At 73.2% G+C, this 15,275-nt stretch carries 14 protein-coding genes; 8 read left to right on the top strand and 6 right to left on the bottom strand.

The genetic code is table 11. The features are described 5' to 3' along the window. Window positions 1-15: 15 nt before the first annotated feature. The 4 genes from htpG (at window position 16) to lptB (ending at window position 4,325) form a co-directional block, all read left to right on the top strand. Entirely contained in the window at window positions 16-1,848 is a 1,833-nt protein-coding gene (gene htpG / locus BLW78_RS09935; protein ID WP_091679058.1) for a molecular chaperone HtpG, read from the top strand. A 229-nt stretch (window positions 1,849-2,077) separates the two neighbouring features. Next, the gene (gene lptC, locus BLW78_RS09930; RefSeq protein ID WP_042671243.1) at window positions 2,078-2,797 is read left to right on the top strand and encodes an LPS export ABC transporter periplasmic protein LptC; all 720 of its coding nucleotides are present in this window, start codon (window positions 2,078-2,080) and stop codon (window positions 2,795-2,797) included. After that, the gene (locus BLW78_RS09925; RefSeq protein WP_056531813.1) at window positions 2,794-3,465 is read left to right on the top strand and encodes an LptA/OstA family protein; all 672 of its coding nucleotides are present in this window, start codon (window positions 2,794-2,796) and stop codon (window positions 3,463-3,465) included. The genes lptC and BLW78_RS09925 overlap by 4 nt, the downstream gene beginning before the upstream one ends. A gap of 62 nt (window positions 3,466-3,527) precedes the next feature. Next, window positions 3,528-4,325: an LPS export ABC transporter ATP-binding protein gene (lptB, locus tag BLW78_RS09920; RefSeq protein ID WP_234082960.1), complete on the top strand. Its 798-nt coding sequence runs from the start codon at window positions 3,528-3,530 to the stop codon at window positions 4,323-4,325. Between the two features lie 9 nt (window positions 4,326-4,334). Here lptB and BLW78_RS09915 read toward each other — a convergent pair whose 3' ends face one another. After that, complete coding sequence (locus BLW78_RS09915) at window positions 4,335-5,486, bottom strand: dimethylmenaquinone methyltransferase (protein WP_091679052.1); 1,152 nt, start codon at window positions 5,484-5,486, stop codon at window positions 4,335-4,337. A 179-nt stretch (window positions 5,487-5,665) separates the two neighbouring features. On the opposite strand from BLW78_RS09915, the gene BLW78_RS09910 reads away from it, so the two are divergent. Further along, on the top strand, window positions 5,666-6,979 hold the full coding sequence (locus BLW78_RS09910) for an MFS transporter (RefSeq protein ID WP_091679049.1): 1,314 nt from the start codon (window positions 5,666-5,668) through the stop codon (window positions 6,977-6,979). A gap of 63 nt (window positions 6,980-7,042) precedes the next feature. Here the strand turns inward: BLW78_RS09910 and BLW78_RS09905 are convergent, their stop codons facing one another. From BLW78_RS09905 to BLW78_RS09890, 4 genes are read right to left on the bottom strand one after another with little or no spacing between them, the layout of a single operon-like run. Beyond that, entirely contained in the window at window positions 7,043-8,170 is a 1,128-nt protein-coding gene (locus BLW78_RS09905; protein WP_020090581.1) for a glycosyltransferase family 4 protein, read from the bottom strand. 1 nt (window position 8,171) lies between these two features. Then, window positions 8,172-9,551 (bottom strand): right-handed parallel beta-helix repeat-containing protein, encoded by a 1,380-nt coding sequence (locus tag BLW78_RS09900; protein ID WP_091679046.1) that lies wholly within the window; start codon window positions 9,549-9,551, stop codon window positions 8,172-8,174. Beyond that, on the bottom strand, window positions 9,548-10,489 hold the full coding sequence (locus BLW78_RS09895) for a glycosyltransferase family 2 protein (protein WP_026604531.1): 942 nt from the start codon (window positions 10,487-10,489) through the stop codon (window positions 9,548-9,550). Before BLW78_RS09895 ends, BLW78_RS09900 begins: the two co-directional genes overlap by 4 nt. After that, window positions 10,486-11,964 (bottom strand): lipopolysaccharide biosynthesis protein, encoded by a 1,479-nt coding sequence (locus BLW78_RS09890; protein ID WP_091679043.1) that lies wholly within the window; start codon window positions 11,962-11,964, stop codon window positions 10,486-10,488. Before BLW78_RS09890 ends, BLW78_RS09895 begins: the two co-directional genes overlap by 4 nt. 209 nt (window positions 11,965-12,173) lie before the next feature. On the opposite strand from BLW78_RS09890, the gene BLW78_RS09885 reads away from it, so the two are divergent. Continuing rightward, entirely contained in the window at window positions 12,174-12,695 is a 522-nt protein-coding gene (locus tag BLW78_RS09885) for a serine acetyltransferase (RefSeq protein WP_244526888.1), read from the top strand. 8 nt (window positions 12,696-12,703) lie between these two features. After that, window positions 12,704-13,294 carry a serine acetyltransferase gene (locus tag BLW78_RS09880; RefSeq protein WP_091679039.1) on the top strand — a complete coding sequence of 197 codons (591 nt, stop codon included), beginning with the start codon at window positions 12,704-12,706 and terminating at the stop codon, window positions 13,292-13,294. Between the two features lie 28 nt (window positions 13,295-13,322). Here the strand turns inward: BLW78_RS09880 and BLW78_RS09875 are convergent, their stop codons facing one another. After that, window positions 13,323-14,498: a DUF1972 domain-containing protein gene (locus BLW78_RS09875; protein ID WP_244526887.1), complete on the bottom strand. Its 1,176-nt coding sequence runs from the start codon at window positions 14,496-14,498 to the stop codon at window positions 13,323-13,325. 39 nt (window positions 14,499-14,537) lie between these two features. On the opposite strand from BLW78_RS09875, the gene BLW78_RS09870 reads away from it, so the two are divergent. Continuing rightward, on the top strand, window positions 14,538-15,275 hold the full coding sequence (locus BLW78_RS09870) for a class I SAM-dependent methyltransferase (RefSeq protein WP_020090574.1): 738 nt from the start codon (window positions 14,538-14,540) through the stop codon (window positions 15,273-15,275).

Raw genomic sequence — 15,275 nt, 5'->3', positions numbered from 1 at the left:
GCGGAGGCATCACCCGTGAGCGAGACGATCGAGCGGCACGAATTCGGGGCGGAGGTGGGACGCCTCCTCGACCTCGTCGTGCACGCGCTCTACTCCGACCGCGAGATCTTCCTGCGCGAACTCGTCGCCAACGCGGCCGACGCCATGGACCGGCGGCGGTTCGAGGCCCTGACCTCGGCGGCGAGCGCGCTGCCGCCGGACGCCAAGGTCCGCATCGCGCCCGACAAGGAGGCGCGGACCCTGACCGTGTCGGACGCCGGCATCGGCATGACCAAGGAGGATCTCGCCACCAACCTCGGCACCATCGCGCGCTCCGGCACGCGGGCCTTCTCGCAGACGCTCGAATCCGCCAAGGCCGAGGACCGGCCGAGCCTGATCGGCCAGTTCGGCGTCGGCTTCTACTCGGCCTTCATGGTCGCCGACCGCGTCACCGTCACGTCGCGCCGCGCCGGCAGCGACGAGGCCTGGACCTGGGCCTCGGAGGGGCAGGGCAGCTACACGCTGGAGCCGGCGACGCGGGCCGAGCCCGGCACCGACATCGTGCTGCACCTCAAGGCGGATGCCGACGAATACCTCGAGCCCTACCGCCTCGACCATCTCGTGCGGAAATGGGCCGACTTCATCACGGTGCCGATCGCCGTCGTGCGCGACGGCAAGGACGAGTCGGCCAACCAGGGCACCGCGCTCTGGCGCAAGGCGAAGTCCGAGGTCACCGAGGAGCAGTACGAGGAATTCTACCACTCCATCGGCATGAACTTCGACAAGCCCTGGGCGACGCTCCACTGGCGCGCCGAGGGGCAGCTCGAGTTCTCCGCGCTTCTGTTCATCCCCGGCTCGAAGCCGTTCCAGGCCCTCGAGAACGAGCGCCAGAGCAAGGTCCGGCTGCATGTCCGGCGGATGTTCATCACCGACGAGGCCGAGCTGCTGCCGCCGTGGCTGCGCTTCGTCCAGGGCGTCGTCGACACCGAGGACCTGCCGCTGAACGTCTCCCGCGAGATGCTGCAATCGACCCCGGCGCTCGCCCGGATCCGCCGCGCGGTCACCGGGCGCGTCGTCTCCGAACTCACCACCCGCGCCAAGGACGCGGAGGGCTACCAGTCCTTCTGGGAGAATTTCGGCCCCGTCCTCAAGGAGGGCATCTACGAGGATTTCGAGCGCCGGGGCGAGATCGCGCCGCTCCTGCGCTTCCGCTCCTCGGCGGTCGAGGGCTGGACCGCGCTGCCCGACTACGTGTCCCGCATGAAGGACGGCCAGGAGGCGATCTACTACCTCGTCGCCGACGACGCCGAGGCGCTCAAGTCGTCGCCGCAGCTGGAGGGCTTCCGGGCCCGCGGCCTCGAGGTGCTGCTCCTCTCCGACCACGTCGACGCCTTCTGGCCCGATCAGCTCGGCACCTTCGACGAGAAGCCGCTCCGCTCGATCACCAAGGGCGGCCTCGACCTGTCGAAGTTCGCGCCGGAGGGCGAGCAGCCGGAGGCGCCGGAGGGCATCGACGCCTTCGTCGCCGCCGTGAAGACGGCCCTCGGCGCCGAGGTCTCGGACGTGCGCACCACCGACCGGCTCGTCGATTCGGCCGTGGTCCTCTCGGCCGGCACCGGCGGACCCGACCTGCAGATGCAGCGGCTCATGCGCCGGGCCGGGCGGGCCGGTGCCGGGCAGCCGGTCCTGGAGATCAACCCGCGCCACCCGCTGATTCGGGCGCTGGCCGCGGCACCCGAATCGGAGGTGCCGCAGGCCGCCGGCACGCTCCTCGACCTCGCCCGCATCCAGGACGGCGACAGCCCCCGCGACCCGGCGGCCTTCGCCCGCACGGTGGCGGCGGCGCTCGCGGCCGCGCGGGGCGCGTAGGACTACGGAGACCCGCGTCGCGCGCTGCCGGGACGCCGCGCGCGGCGTGTGTCTCCACACACATCCGTTCGGGATGATTGTGGGTTCGGTTGATCATTCGGAAATGGTCGAGCCATAACTTCGCCACCGGTCGGGATCATTGCCCGGCCGAAGGCGCGGGCGCGGTGGGGGCCGCAGGCGTCTGAGCCGAACCCTCTCGCGCGCCTCGGGCGCGCCTCACGGACGCTGCATGAACCCGGTCGAGGCTGAAGCCGGCAACGGACAGGCGGTCGCGGCGGCGCGGACCCGGGCCCACGCCCGGGCGTACCGCCACAGCGGACGCGTGCGCACCATGCGTCGGCTGATTCCGGTGGTCGCCGGCGGCGCGGTGGCGCTGCTGCTGGGCTACCTGTTCAATCCCTTCGCGGCGCAGCTGCCGGGCGTCTCAGTCGGCCCGGTGACGCTGGCCGGCTCCAAGGTCCGCATGGAGAACCCGCGGCTCTCGGGCTTCCGCCAGGGCACGCGCGGCTACGAGGTGACGGCCGACGCCGCCCTCCAGGACGTCCGCAAGCCGAGCCAGATCGAGCTGCAGCAGATGCGCGGCCACATCGCCACCGACGACCAGGGCGGCATCGCCCGCCTCTCGGCGACGTCGGGCCTGTTCGACACCGCCCGCGAGGCGCTCGACCTGAAGGACGACATCCGCATCTGGACCGACAAGGGCGAGGAGGCGCGCCTGCGCTCCGCCGCCGTCGCGTTCAAGACCGGCTCCATCAGCTCGCAGGAGCCCGTCACCGTCTCGAGCGCGCGGGCCAACGTGAAGGCCGACACCCTCGACGTCGTCGAGAACGGCAAGCGGATCTCCTTCGTGGGCAACGTCCACGTGGTCATCGTCAGCGACGCGCCGGGGGAGAAGCCCCAGGCCCGCATCCTGACCTCGGACGCCGAAGCCGCGGACGGTGCCCGATGAGCGCCGCCCGCCTCCTCTGCGCCGCCCTGGCGGCCGGGCTGGTCCTCGCCGGCCCGGCGCTGGCCGAGAAGCCGGCGCGCAAGGATTCGCCCTTCGGCAATATCGGCGGCGGCGGCAAGGATCCGATCAAGATCGACGCCGACCGGCTCGACGTGTTCGACCGGGAGAACAAGGCGGTCTTCGCCGGTAACGTCGTGGCCGTGCAGGGCGACAGCACCATCCGCTGCTCGACCATGACGGTGACCTACAAGCGCGGCAAGGACGCGCCGGGCAAGGGCGCCAAGGGCGACGCCAAGCCTGAGGCGCGGGACGAGGGCGCCGACGCGGCGCCGCGGAACCCCGCCGAGAACGGGATCCAGAAGGTCGACTGCGCCGGGCCGGTGACGGTGGTGCAGAAGGACCAGGTCGCCACGGGCGATCACGCGGTGTTCGACCAGGACGCCAAGCGGATCGTGCTGACCGGCAACGTCGTCCTGAGCCAGTGCCAGAACGTCACCCGGGGGCAGCGGCTCGTCTACGACATGAACACCGGGCGCGCGAACATGGACCCGGTGGCGGGCGGCCGCGTCTCGGCCCTGTTCGTGCCCGGCGAGAAGTCCGACGCCAAGGACGGCAAGGCGAAGGGCTGCAGCCAGCCGCCGCCCAGGCCGAAGGCGCAGGTCGATTGAGCGGCGCCGTGGCGTTCCAGGCGGGCCCGCAGGAGCCGGCCCGGACGGGCTGGCTCGGCCGGCTGTTCGGCCGGCGCGCGCGGCAGGCCGAACAGCCGGCCGAGGCCGACGGCTGGTCCGCGGCCGAGGAGGGCGGTCTCGGCATCCTCAGCGTGCGCGGCCTGCGCAAGAGCTACGGCGCCCGCACGGTCGTCCACGAGGCCGGCCTCACCGTGCGCACCGGCGAGGCCGTCGGGCTGCTCGGGCCGAACGGCGCCGGCAAGACCACGATCTTCTACATGATCACCGGGCTGGTGGCGGCCGATCGCGGCCACATCACCCTGGACGGCCTGCCGATCACGCACCTGCCCATGTACCAGCGGGCGCGGCTCGGGATCGGCTACCTGCCGCAGGAGGCCTCGATCTTCCGCGGGCTCACCGTGGAGGACAACATCCGGGCGGTGCTGGAGGTGGTCGAGCCGGACCGCAAGGCGCGCGCGCGCAAGCTCGACTCGCTGCTCGAGGAGTTCGACATCGCGCGCCTGCGCAAGTCGCCCTCGATCGCGCTCTCGGGCGGCGAGCGGCGGCGCTGCGAGATCGCCCGGGCGCTCGCCTCGTCGCCGACCTTCATGCTGCTGGACGAGCCCTTCGCGGGTATCGACCCGATCGCGGTCGGCGACATCCAGGACCTCGTGAAGCACCTGAAGCAGCGCGGCATCGGCGTGCTGATCACCGACCACAACGTCCGCGAGACGCTGGGCCTGATCGACCGCGCCTACATCGCCCATTCCGGCCGCATCCTCACCGAGGGCACGCCCGAGGAGATCGTGGCGAACCCGGACGCGCGCCGGCTGTATCTCGGCGAGGATTTCCGGCTCTAGGCCGGCCGCTCAGCCCTTCCAGTTCTTCAGCGCCGCGAAGGGGCTGTCCGAACCCGCGGGCTTCTCCGGGTTCAGTACCGGCTCCACCTGGGCGATCGCGTCCGCCATCGAGAAGGCCGAGCTGCTCTGGAGCCGGCCGCCCGCCGCGTCGCGGTGGCCGCCGCCGCGGAACAGGCGGGCGCCGTCGAGCGCCGTGCCGTCGTTGGACCGGAACGACAGCGTGCCCATCCGCTGGACGTTGACCACGCGCTTGGCCCGGCCCGCGTCCATGATCAAGTCGGAGACCCGCTGGAAGGTGCCCGAATCGAGGGCGAAGGACAGGAGCGTGCCGTCCTTGAGCGGGCGGAACAGGGAATCCGAGCGGGCGAGCGCCCGGGCGAGCCGCATGCGCGTCGTCAGCGCCGGGTCGTCGTCCGGCGCGTCGCGCAGCAGGGTGTCGACCACGCCGGCGCGGAGCGCCGAGGCGCGGCGCTCCAGCTCGGCCGGGCTCGCCCCGTCCCGCAGGGCGGCGGCGGCGGCGAGCAGGATCTCGGACACGAACCGGTCGTGCCAGGGATGCCCGACCGGCACGTAGCTCGACACGACCTCCCAGAACAGCTCGTCCAGGGCGAGGCCGCCCCGGAAGGCGGGGCTCTCCTTGCGCCAGAGGTCGAGGGCGTCGACCGCGGTGAGCAGGCTCGACAGGTCGGTCGCGGGCTCGTGCGCGGCGAACAGGGACCGGTGCTCGAAGGCCATCCGCGTGGCGCAGATGTCGTCCTCGATCAGCACGGCGATCTCGGGGTCGCCCAGGTCGATCCGGTGGAGCGCCGGCCGCTCGGCGTCGGGCGCCGCGTCCAGGCCCAGGCGCCGCATCTGGTCGAGGGAGGAGGCGTGGTGGTCGAGGACCACGAGGCGGTGCTTCTGCCCGTCCTCGCGGCGCCGGTTCATCGCGGCGAACTTCTTCAGGCCCGCGATGGTCTGCTCCTCCAGGCCGAGGTCGGTCATCAGCAGGATCTCGCGCTCCGCCGCGCGGCCGAGGCGCTTGATCTCGTCCTCGAAGACCGGGCCGACATCGCTGTAGCGGGGCACGTGGACGACGCGCTCGACCGGGGCGCAGGCGGCGGCGACCGTCGAGGCGCCGTAGCCGTCGAGGTCGTGGTGGGTGATCTGGATCAGGCGCAACGGGCGGACTCGGAGGGTGACGGAGCGGCCCGTCTACGACGCCCGGCGCCGCGAGGCGAGGGGCGGCGGCCCTTCCGTCCGGCGGCGTTCGGTGCAGAATGCTCCGCGGCCGCTACGAGTCGCGAAGGACCGGCCGGCCGCGGAGACCCCTAAGGGGCCCGTCATTCCGGGAGGACACGATGGCCCTGGCCGCAACGCCGCGCGTGCGCCGCATCCAGACGATCTCGCTCGCCCTGCTGGTGACCGCGGGCGTCGTCAACTACGTCGACCGGGCCACCCTCGCGGTGGCCAACCCGCTGATCCGCGAGGATCTCGGCCTCTCGATCCCCGACATGGGCCTGCTGCTCTCGGCCTTCCTCTGGGCCTACGCCTTCGCGCAGCTGCCGGCCGGGGCGCTCGCCGACCGGCTCGGCCCGCGCCTGACGCTGACGCTCGGCCTGACCTGCTGGTCGTTCGGCCAGATGCTCGGCGGCGCGGTGACGTCGTTCTGGCAGTTCGTGAGCGCCCGGATCGTCCTCGGCATCGGCGAAGCGCCGCATTTCCCGACCTGCGCCCGCGTCTCCCGCGACTGGTTCAACATCCGCCAGCGCGGCACCGCCACGGGGATCTGGAACTGCGCCTCCTCGCTCGGGACCTTCCTGGCCCTGCCGCTGCTGACCTTCCTGATGGTGAGCTTCGGCTGGCGGGCGATGTTCGTCATCATGGGCGCGGCCGGCCTCGTCCTCGCGGCGATCGTCTACCTCGTGTTCCGCAACCCGCGCGAGACCGACCTCACGCCGGGGGAGCGGGCCTTCCTGGAGGAGGGCGATGCCCCGAACGCCGGCCGCGCGGTCACCTGGAGCGCGTGGCGGCGGCTCTTCGGGTTCCGAACCAGCTGGGGGATGATCGTCGGCTATTTCGGCTGCATCTACATGACGTGGCTCTACACCGCGTGGCTGCCGAGCTACCTCGAGATCGAGCGGCACTTCACCCTGCAGAAGACCGGCCTCGTCGGCTCGATCCCCTTCGCCTTCGGCGTGCTGGGCGGGATCCTGGGCGGTCGCGTCGTCGATGTCCTCGTCCGCCGCGGCGTCGACCCGATCCGCAGCCGCAAGATCCCGATGGTCGGCTCCCTGGTGGCGACCGCCGCGTTCACGGTGGTGGCGGCGCTGACGCCGAGCGACACCCTCGCGATCGCCTGCATCTCGGCCTCGCTGTTCCTGGTCTACATGAGCTCGTCGTCGGCCTGGGCGATGGCCTCCGTGGCGGCGCCGGCCAGCTGCACGGCGTCGCTCGGCGCCATGCAGAATTTCGGCGGCTACATCGGCGGCGCCCTGGCGCCGGCCGTGACGGGCTTCATCGTCGGCGGCACGGGCCATTTCTCCATGGCCTTCATCACCGGCGCCGTGATCGCCCTGGTGGCGGCCCTGGGCTACTGGACGCTGATCCAGGATCCCATCGCCGACGAGGGTCCGGAGAGCCCCGCCGTCGGCGCGCTCGGGGCCGCGCGCTAGGCGAGCCGACGGCGCCCTCTCGCGCCACCCCCGCGCGTCACCCCCGCGCGTCACCCGCACGCTTCACCCCCGCAGGTTCGGCGCGGCCAGGATCAGGTCGCGCAGATGCGTGCGGGCCGTGAAGCTCCGGCGCATCAGGTCGACGAAGGTGGCGGCCGGCCCGTCCCAGTCGTGGCGCGCCGCGTGGGCCCGCGCCGCGCAGGCGTCGAAGGGCAGCCGCCCCTCGACCGCCGCGCCCATCAGCTCCGCGAGACGGTCGACCCGGTCGGGCGCGTCCGGGTCGAAGTAGCTCGCCGCGCTGCCGCCGGCTTCCGGGATGGCCGTCAGGCTCGAGGCGATGACGGGGGTTCCCCGGGCGAGGCTGTCGAGCACCGGGATGCCCCAGCCCTCGCCGCGGCTCGGGAAGACTAGGGCGGCGGCCCGGGCGTAGAGGTCGGACAGGCCCCGGTCGTCGATGCCGGCGATGTGCACCGCGTCCGGCGTCCGGGCGAGGCGGTCGAGGGTCTCGGGCCGCTCGCCGTCGCCCTTGCCGACCACGATCAGCCGGGCTGCGCCCTGCGGCAGCCGCGCGAAGGCGTCGAGGACGAGGCCGAGATTCTTCCGCGGCTCCAGCCGGCCGACCATCAGCAGGTAGGGGCGCCCGTCGGCGAGCGGCGTCCGCTCCGTGACCGCCTGCGGCGGCGTGGAGCCGCAGCGCACCTCGGCGATGCGCTCCCGCGCGATGCCGTAGACGTTGGCGATGGAGTCGCGGCTGTAGTCGGAGATGGTCAGGACCAGCTTGGCGCGCCGCGCCGAGAGCCGGGTCAGGATCTTGTTCCGCCAGCGCATCGACCAGGGGAAGAACTCGGGATGCGTCTCGAACAGGATGTCGTGGACCACCACCACCTGCCGGTCGCCCGGCACCAGCGGCGGGGCGATGTAGGTGGTCAGCAGCGTGTCCAGACGGTCGCGCAGGAACAGCCACGGCCAGACCAGGGTCAGCCGCACGGTCGCGGGCACGCGCGGCAGCCGTTGGTGCTCGATGTTGTCGCCCGAGACGATGCGGGCGCAGGCCTCCGGGTCGCCGGAATACACCACGTAGGTGGCGTCCGGGTGGCGCGCGGCGGCGCGCCCGATGATGTTCACGAGCCAGGTCCGGCTGCCCTGCGGCTTGCCGGTGAGCACGTGCGCGTCGATGCCGATGCGAAGCATGTTACGGGCTCCTGTAGGCGCCGAAGGTCGGGGCCTCGCCGGGGGCGTAGGCCTGGCCGGCGATGTCGCGGGTGGCGCCGAGCGGGATGCCGGCGCGGGCCGGGGGCGCCGTCAGGGCGAGCCCGCCGGCCATGGGGTTCGCGGGATCGCGGAAGGCGGGCGTGCCGGTGAGGTCGGCACCCTGGCCGTTGAGCGGCAGGCTCGCCCCGTCGCCGGTGGCCTGCGTGCCCCAGCGGTAGAGCGGGGCGCCGACGGCGCTGCCGAGGAAGTTCGGCCCGATCGCGTTGTTGTTGTCGGTGGTGGTCGCCTCGACCACGATCGCGGCCACGTTCGGCCGGGTCGCGTAGGCGATGTTGTTGAGCACCCGGTTGTTCGACGTGCGGTCGACCTGCTTGGTGTAGTCGGAGGCCAGCACGATCTCGCCGCGATAGACGTGCTTGCCGCCGGAATCGCGCATGTTGCCGGTGGTCGTGTTGTTGACCACCGTGTTGGAGCCGGCGTCGAACAGGTTGATCCCGGCGCCGTCGTTGTCGGCCGCGACGTTGAACGCGACGATGTTGCCGTCGCACCACTGGTCGATCTGGATGCCGTTGCCGTCCTGGCCGGTGGTCTCCTTCTGGCCGGTGACGATGTTGTACCGGATGATGTTGCGGTCGCCGGCGTCCTGGGCGGCGTCCTTGGCGTAGACGTGGATGCCCGAGGTGCCCGACATCCCCACGCCGTTGCCCGCGACGCGGTTGCCCTCCACGACGTAGCCGGAGCCGTTGATCTCCATCCCGTGGATGCCGTTGCCGGTCACGGTGTTGTCGAGGATGTAGCTCGGATCCTCCGCGGGCGCGTTGATCACGTCGACGGCCACGCCGTGGGTCTGGTTGTCGGCGAGGGTGTTGCCGGTGATGCGGTGACCCGCCCCGGCACCGTCGCCGATCCAGATCCCCAGGCCGGAGCGGGACACGGTCGAGCCCGCGACCGTGACGTGGCTCGATCCCCGGCGGATGATGAAGCCGGAATTCACCGCGCCCTGGACGCTCAGGCCCGTGACCGTGACGTAGGCGGCGTTCTCGAACACCACGGAGTTGGACAGGCGCGGCTGCGTGCCGGGTTCTGCCGCCACCGTCACGGGCGCCGCCGCGGTCCCGCGGGACCCGACGAACACGACGTCGCCGTAGCTGCCGCCCCGGACCAGCACGCTCGATCCGGGACCGAGACTGGCGAAGGGCACGTCGGCGAGCCGCGCCACCGTGGTGTAGCCGGGCTTCGCGCCGCCGGCGGGATCGACCAGGATGTTCTGCTGCACCTGCGCATCGGCCGGCCCGCAGGCGGACAGGACCGGCAGGAGCAGGGCCGACAGGGCGCCGAGGACCGTGCGGGGCCACCTCATGCCGCGAGCGCCCGGGCGATGGCGAGGCGCTTGCGCCGCTGGAACAGCCGCCGCCACACGCTGCGGCCGGCCTCGGGGCTGATCCGCGTCAGCGCGCGCGCCGCCATCTGCCAGCCGGGCAGGAGCGCCTGCGGCATGGCGAGGTCGGCGACCCGGTGGCGCGCCGCCGCGCCCAGCGGCGGCGGCCCGACGAGGCCGAGCCGGCCGAGATCCGCCACGAGGTCCGGGCGCTTGCGGTACCACAGCACCAGCGCCGCGCCCTCGCGCTCGGCGATCCGCAGGTAGGCCGCCTCGTCCAGGAGGTGGTGGTGGTAGCCCAGCGCCTCGGGCGCGTAGAACAGGCGCATGCCGCGCCGGGCCAGCCGCTCGCCGAGCTCGATGTCCTCGTGCCAGAACAGCTTCGGGTCGAAGCCGCCCGCCTCCTCCAGGAAGCGCCGGTCGACGCTGACGTTGCAGGTCAGGAACGCGTCCCAGCCGACCGCGTCGCGGCCCGCCAGCGCGTCGTAGGAGGCGTCGTGGTGGAGCGCTGAGAAGGGCGAGAAGGGCAGGGCGGGGTCGATCGTCATCCGTCCGAGGATCGCGGTCTCACGACCGCCCCGCCGGGCGTGGGCGAGCCGGTGCGCCTCGACGAGGCTCGGGACCGGGATCGTGTCGTCGTTGACGATCAGGAGGCGCTCACCCCGCGCCGCCGCGATGGCGCGGTTGCGGGCGGCGTTCGCCCCGGCATTCTCCTGGCGCAGGTGCACCACGGGGATCCGGGCCGTGGCGACGGCGCGGCTGACGACCGTCCCGGTGTGGTCGGTCGAGCCGTCGTCGCAGACGACGATCTCGAAGGGCGCGTCCGTCTCCTGCCGGTCGAAGGCCCTCAGGCACAGGCGCAGCGTGTCGGCGCGGTTGTAGGTCGGGATGATGACCGAGAGCACGGGTCGATCGCTCATGAGGAGGCTTCCGGGAGCGGGAGGTCTAGGGGATCGGTCGGGGCGCGGCGCAGGCACAGCCACCCCGCGAGGGCGGCCGAGATGGCCGCGGCGGCGGGCACCGCCGCGGGCGCCAGGGCGGCGGGACCGGCGGCCCAGGCGAGGGCGGTGAGGAGGGCCGGCGCGGCGAGGATCGGCACGTCGGTCAGGGCGAGGGGCGGTCCGGCCTCCCGCCAGAAGGCCTGGGCCAGGACGCCGAGCATCGCGGCCTCGGCGAGCAGCGCGGCGATGCCCGCGCCGAGGAGCGGATCCCAGGGGATCAGCAGCGTGCAGGCGAAGAGGTTCGTGGCGCAGGCCGCCGCGCTCCCGCGCACCGCGAAGCCGGTCCGGCCCAGCGGGACGAGGCCCGCGAACAGGATCGTGGCGGCGATCAGCAGGACGCTCATCCCGGTGGCGATGCGCAGCACCGGGACGGCGCGGCCGAAATCCGGGCCGAAGGCGAGGCGCACCAAGGGCTCCGCGAGGGCGCAGGTCGCCACCGCTCCGGCGCAGGACGCGGCGAGGATCGGGACCAGCGCGCCGCGGACCCGCGCGCGCAGGGCGGTCGTGCCGGCGCGCGACCGTCCGTCGACCAGGGGCCCGACGGCGCGCCCGAAGACCGGCACCAGCGGGGCGCACAGGGTGATCGCCACCGCGGCGCCCAGCTCGAAGAACCGGAAGCCGGCCGTGAACTGGCCGAGCTCGGCCGCGCCCGCGAAGGCGGCCAGCATCATCAGGCTGATCCGGCCGTTGAGCGAGCCGAGGGCGTTCGAGACGCCCACCCCCGCCGCGGCCCGGATCGTCGCGAGCGCGTGCGGCAGCGAGGCGGGGCGGGCGGGCACGAGGCGCAGCGCCAGCGCCAGCCCGACCGCGCCGTACGCGATGCCGGCGGCCACCGCCACGAGGCTGAGCGCCGCCTCCGGAAGCTGCAGCCAGAGCGCGAGTGCCGTCCCGCCGACCAGCAGGGCGGCGTTGGCGAGCGACGGCCAGACGGACCAGCCCGGGCGCCCGCAGACCTGGAACAGGGCGTCGAGGAAGCGGGCGGCCGCGAGCGGCATGAGGAGAGCGGCCAGCGCCAGGGCGGGCCGGATCGCGTCCGGCAGCATCGGCAGGACACCGAGGAGTGCGGCGCCGGTCCCGAGACCGAGGACGAGGCGCGCCGACAGCATCCGGCCGAACTCGGCCGCCCGCATCTCCGGCCCGACCGCGCCGAGCCGCGCCCCGAAGGTCAGCGTGGTGCCGAAATCCGCCGCGATCAGCGCGACCGCGAGGATCGCCAGGGCGAGGCCGTAGCGGCCCAGCGCCGCCGGTCCGGCGAAATGGCCGACCATCACGAAGGCCGCGAAGCCGGCCGCGAGGTAGACGCCGCGCCCCGCCGCCTGACCGAGCAGGTTCGCGCCGTAGCGCAGCCCGCCGGCGCGCCTCCGTCCCGACAATCGGTTTACCAAGCGAAGCATCTCTCGGTGAAGCCTGACTGAAAACTGCGACCTACGATTGCATCGTGGCAGGCTGCGTATGGCTTGCAAACGCAAGCTCAATTTATGGTTGCAGAGTTGTCGCGTTGGGAAAAACCGGAGGACTGCGTATGTCCGAGACAGCCGCTGGACCAGATCTGCGTCTCTCGCGCGGAGTGGACGCGGAGGCGGGGCGTCTCCGGTGGGCCGAAGTGCGGGCTGCCCTGTCCGCCGACCGCGATCACTGGCGCCGCCGCGGCGGCGGACCGGCCCGCCTGCGCCGGGGCTACCACGCGGTCTGGCTCTACCGCCTGTCCCGCTACGCCCACGAGCGCGGCTGGCGGATGGCGGCGTGGCTGCTGTGGCTGGTGAACGGCTGGTGGACGGGCGCCGACATCCCGCCCTCCAGCCGCATCGCCGGCGGCCTGTTCCTGCCGCAGCCCTACGGGACGGTCATCGCCGGCGCCGTGGGCCGCGACGCCGCCTTCGGGATCCAGGCCTCCATCGGCGGCCTGCTGAAGGAGCCCGACCAGGACATCGGCGGCGGCCCCGGCCTGCCGGTGCTGGGCGACGACGTCGTCCTGGAAGCCGGCGCCATCGTGCTCGGCGCCGTCCCGATCGGTGACCGGGCCCGGATCGGCCCGCGGACCACCATCCTCAAGCCCGTCCAGGCCGACGAGGAGGTCATGCCGCAGCCCTGGCGGCCGCTTCCCGGCCGGGCGGGCGCGGCGTGAGCGGCCCGATGACCGACCACGTCACCCTGCCGGGCCTGCGGCGCCTCCTGGCGGCCGACTTCACCCGCGTCCTGCGCCAGACGACGGGGGGCAAGCCGACCTCGCGGCTGCGGCGCGCGATGCACCTCACGCTGCCGGCCATGCAGGTGGCGATCCTCCACCGGACTGCGCACCTGCTGCACGGCCGGGGCTGGCGCCGCTGCGCCGCCCTGGTGGCGGACCTGTCCCTGCGGCTGACCGGCGCCTGCCTGCATCCGGGCTCGCGCGTCGGGCCCGGCCTGTTCGTGCCGCACCCGGCGCGGGTCGCCTTCTGCGGCACCGGGGGCGCCGACCTGACGCTCCTGCCCGGCACCCTGGTCGGGCCGCGGGACTGGGTCTTCCCGAGCCAGCCGTTCCCCGCCGACGGCCCCCGTCTGGGCGACGGCGCGGTGGTCGGCGCGCACGCCGCCGTGCAGGGGGCGGTTGCCATCGGCGCGGGCGCGACGATCGGGATCGGGGTCTGCAGCCTCCGGGACGTCCCGGCCGGCACCGTGACGATGCTGGTCCAGCGGCAGCTCCGCAGCGGCGGGCGCGGCCCGGAGGCGGGCCGTGGGCGCTAGATCCGGACGCGCCGGGCCGGTGCCCGCCTCACGCGCGCCCGTGCTCGCGGCGGACGGCCGGCCGCGCCTCCCGGCCCTGGCGCCTGGGCGCCAGCTGGCGGCGCAGCACGCGCTCGTAGGCGTCGAAGATGCCGCGCCACGTGAACGCCTCGGCGTGGCGGCGACGGGACGCCTCGCCCATGACCTCGAGGCGGCGCGGCCCGGCCCGCACCAGGCCGAGGATGCCCCGCCGCAGCTCGGTCTCGTCACCGAAGTACAGCGCCTGCGGCCCCGCCACCCAGCGGTTGAACGGGTTATCGTGGGCGAGGATCGGCGAGCCCACCCCCAGCGCCTCGACCAGCGACGGGTTGGTCCCGCCCACGGTGTGGCCGTGGATGTGGAAGCGGGCGTGGAAGCGGAGCGCGGCCACGCGCTCGGCCTCGTAGATCGCGCCGGCGAAGATCACGTCCGGGCCGCCCGCCGCGCGGACGGCGCGGTGGTACGGGTCGGCCTCCGCGAGCTTGCCCAGCACGAGCAGCGGCAGGCCCGGCCGGACCTCGCTCCAGGCCCGGACGATCTGGAGCACGAGGTTCTCGGGCACCACCCGGGCGATCAGCAGGCCGTAATCCCGCGGGCGCAGGCCGAACTTCGCCAGCGGCTCGGTCGAGGCCTCCAGCACCGGGTCGGCGCCGTACGCGATGGTGGTGATCCGGGCGGCCGAGGTCCTGCGGGCGAGGTGCCGGGCGATCTCCGGGTGATCCGCCACGAGGTGGGTCGAGAACAGGCTGCCGAGCCGCTCGTTCAGCCAGAACCAGGCCTTAGCGGGCTTCGACCAGCGGTCGCGCTTCCACTCGATGCCGTCCATGTTCATCACGCTGCGCTTGGCGGTCAGCCGGTAGAGCAGCGAGAACACCGCGGTGTTGTAGCCGAGCACGAGGGGCAGGGCCGGCCGGAAGGCCGCCCGCAGGGTGCATTTCAGGTCGAACACGATCGTCGAGACGGCGCCGTCGCCCCGGACCGCGACCGGGATCAGCAGGATCCCGCGCCAGACCATCGGGGGCGCCGGCTCGCGCACTTGGCAATAGACCTCGACCCGCCAGCCGCGCGCCACGAGCTCCAGCGCGAGGCGCTCCGCCAGCGTCTCGAACCCCCCGTGCGCCGCCGGCACCCCGCGGGTGCCGAGGATCGCCACCGTCGGGCGCCCGCCCGATCCCCCGGATTTCATATGCGCCGTCGGCGCAGCACGTTCAGAGGAGCCTGAGGCATGGTCACGGTCGAACAGCGTCTGTTCCGGGAGATGGGGGCCGGGGGCTATTCCCGGCACGACCACCGGATGGAGTACATCGTGCGCGTCAACGCGCTGCTCCGCTCCGACATGCGGGTCATGGAGTTCGGCGCGGGGCGCGGCAAGTGGAGCGATGACCCGGTCCCACTGCGGCGGCACCTCGGCGACTTCCGGGGGCGCTGCGCCCAGGTCGTCGCCTGCGACGTCGACGAGGCGGTCCTCGGCAACCGGTCGGCCGACGAGGTCCGGCTGATCGGTCACGACGGGGTGCTGCCATTTCCGGACGGGAGCTTCGACCTGATCTCGGCCTTCTCGGTCCTCGAGCATATCGAGCACCCCGAGGTCACCGCGGCGGAGCTCGGCCGGGTGCTCGCGCCGGGCGGCTGGCTCTGCGCCTGGACGCCGAACCGCTGGGGCTATGTCGGGATCGGGGCGCGGCTCGTGCCGAAGCGGCTGCATGCCCGGGTGCTGCGCCTCGTCGAGCCGCGGCGGGTCGAGATCGACTCGTTCGTTCCGCTCTACACGATGAACACGGAGGCGGCGCGGAAGCGGCTTTTCCCAACTGACCGGTTCGAGCACTTCACCTACAGTTTCGACGGGCAGCCGTTCTATCATGGCGAGAACATCGTCCTGGGCAAGTTCTGGGAGCTGCTGTTCCGGCTCACGCCGGGTCCCTTCAAGGGCTACCACATGGTGTTCATCCGCAAACGGCCGTGA

This window comes from Methylobacterium sp. 275MFSha3.1, assembly GCF_900108435.1.
Lineage (GTDB): Bacteria > Pseudomonadota > Alphaproteobacteria > Rhizobiales > Beijerinckiaceae > Methylobacterium.
This window is presented reverse-complemented; position numbering and strand designations above follow the sequence as displayed.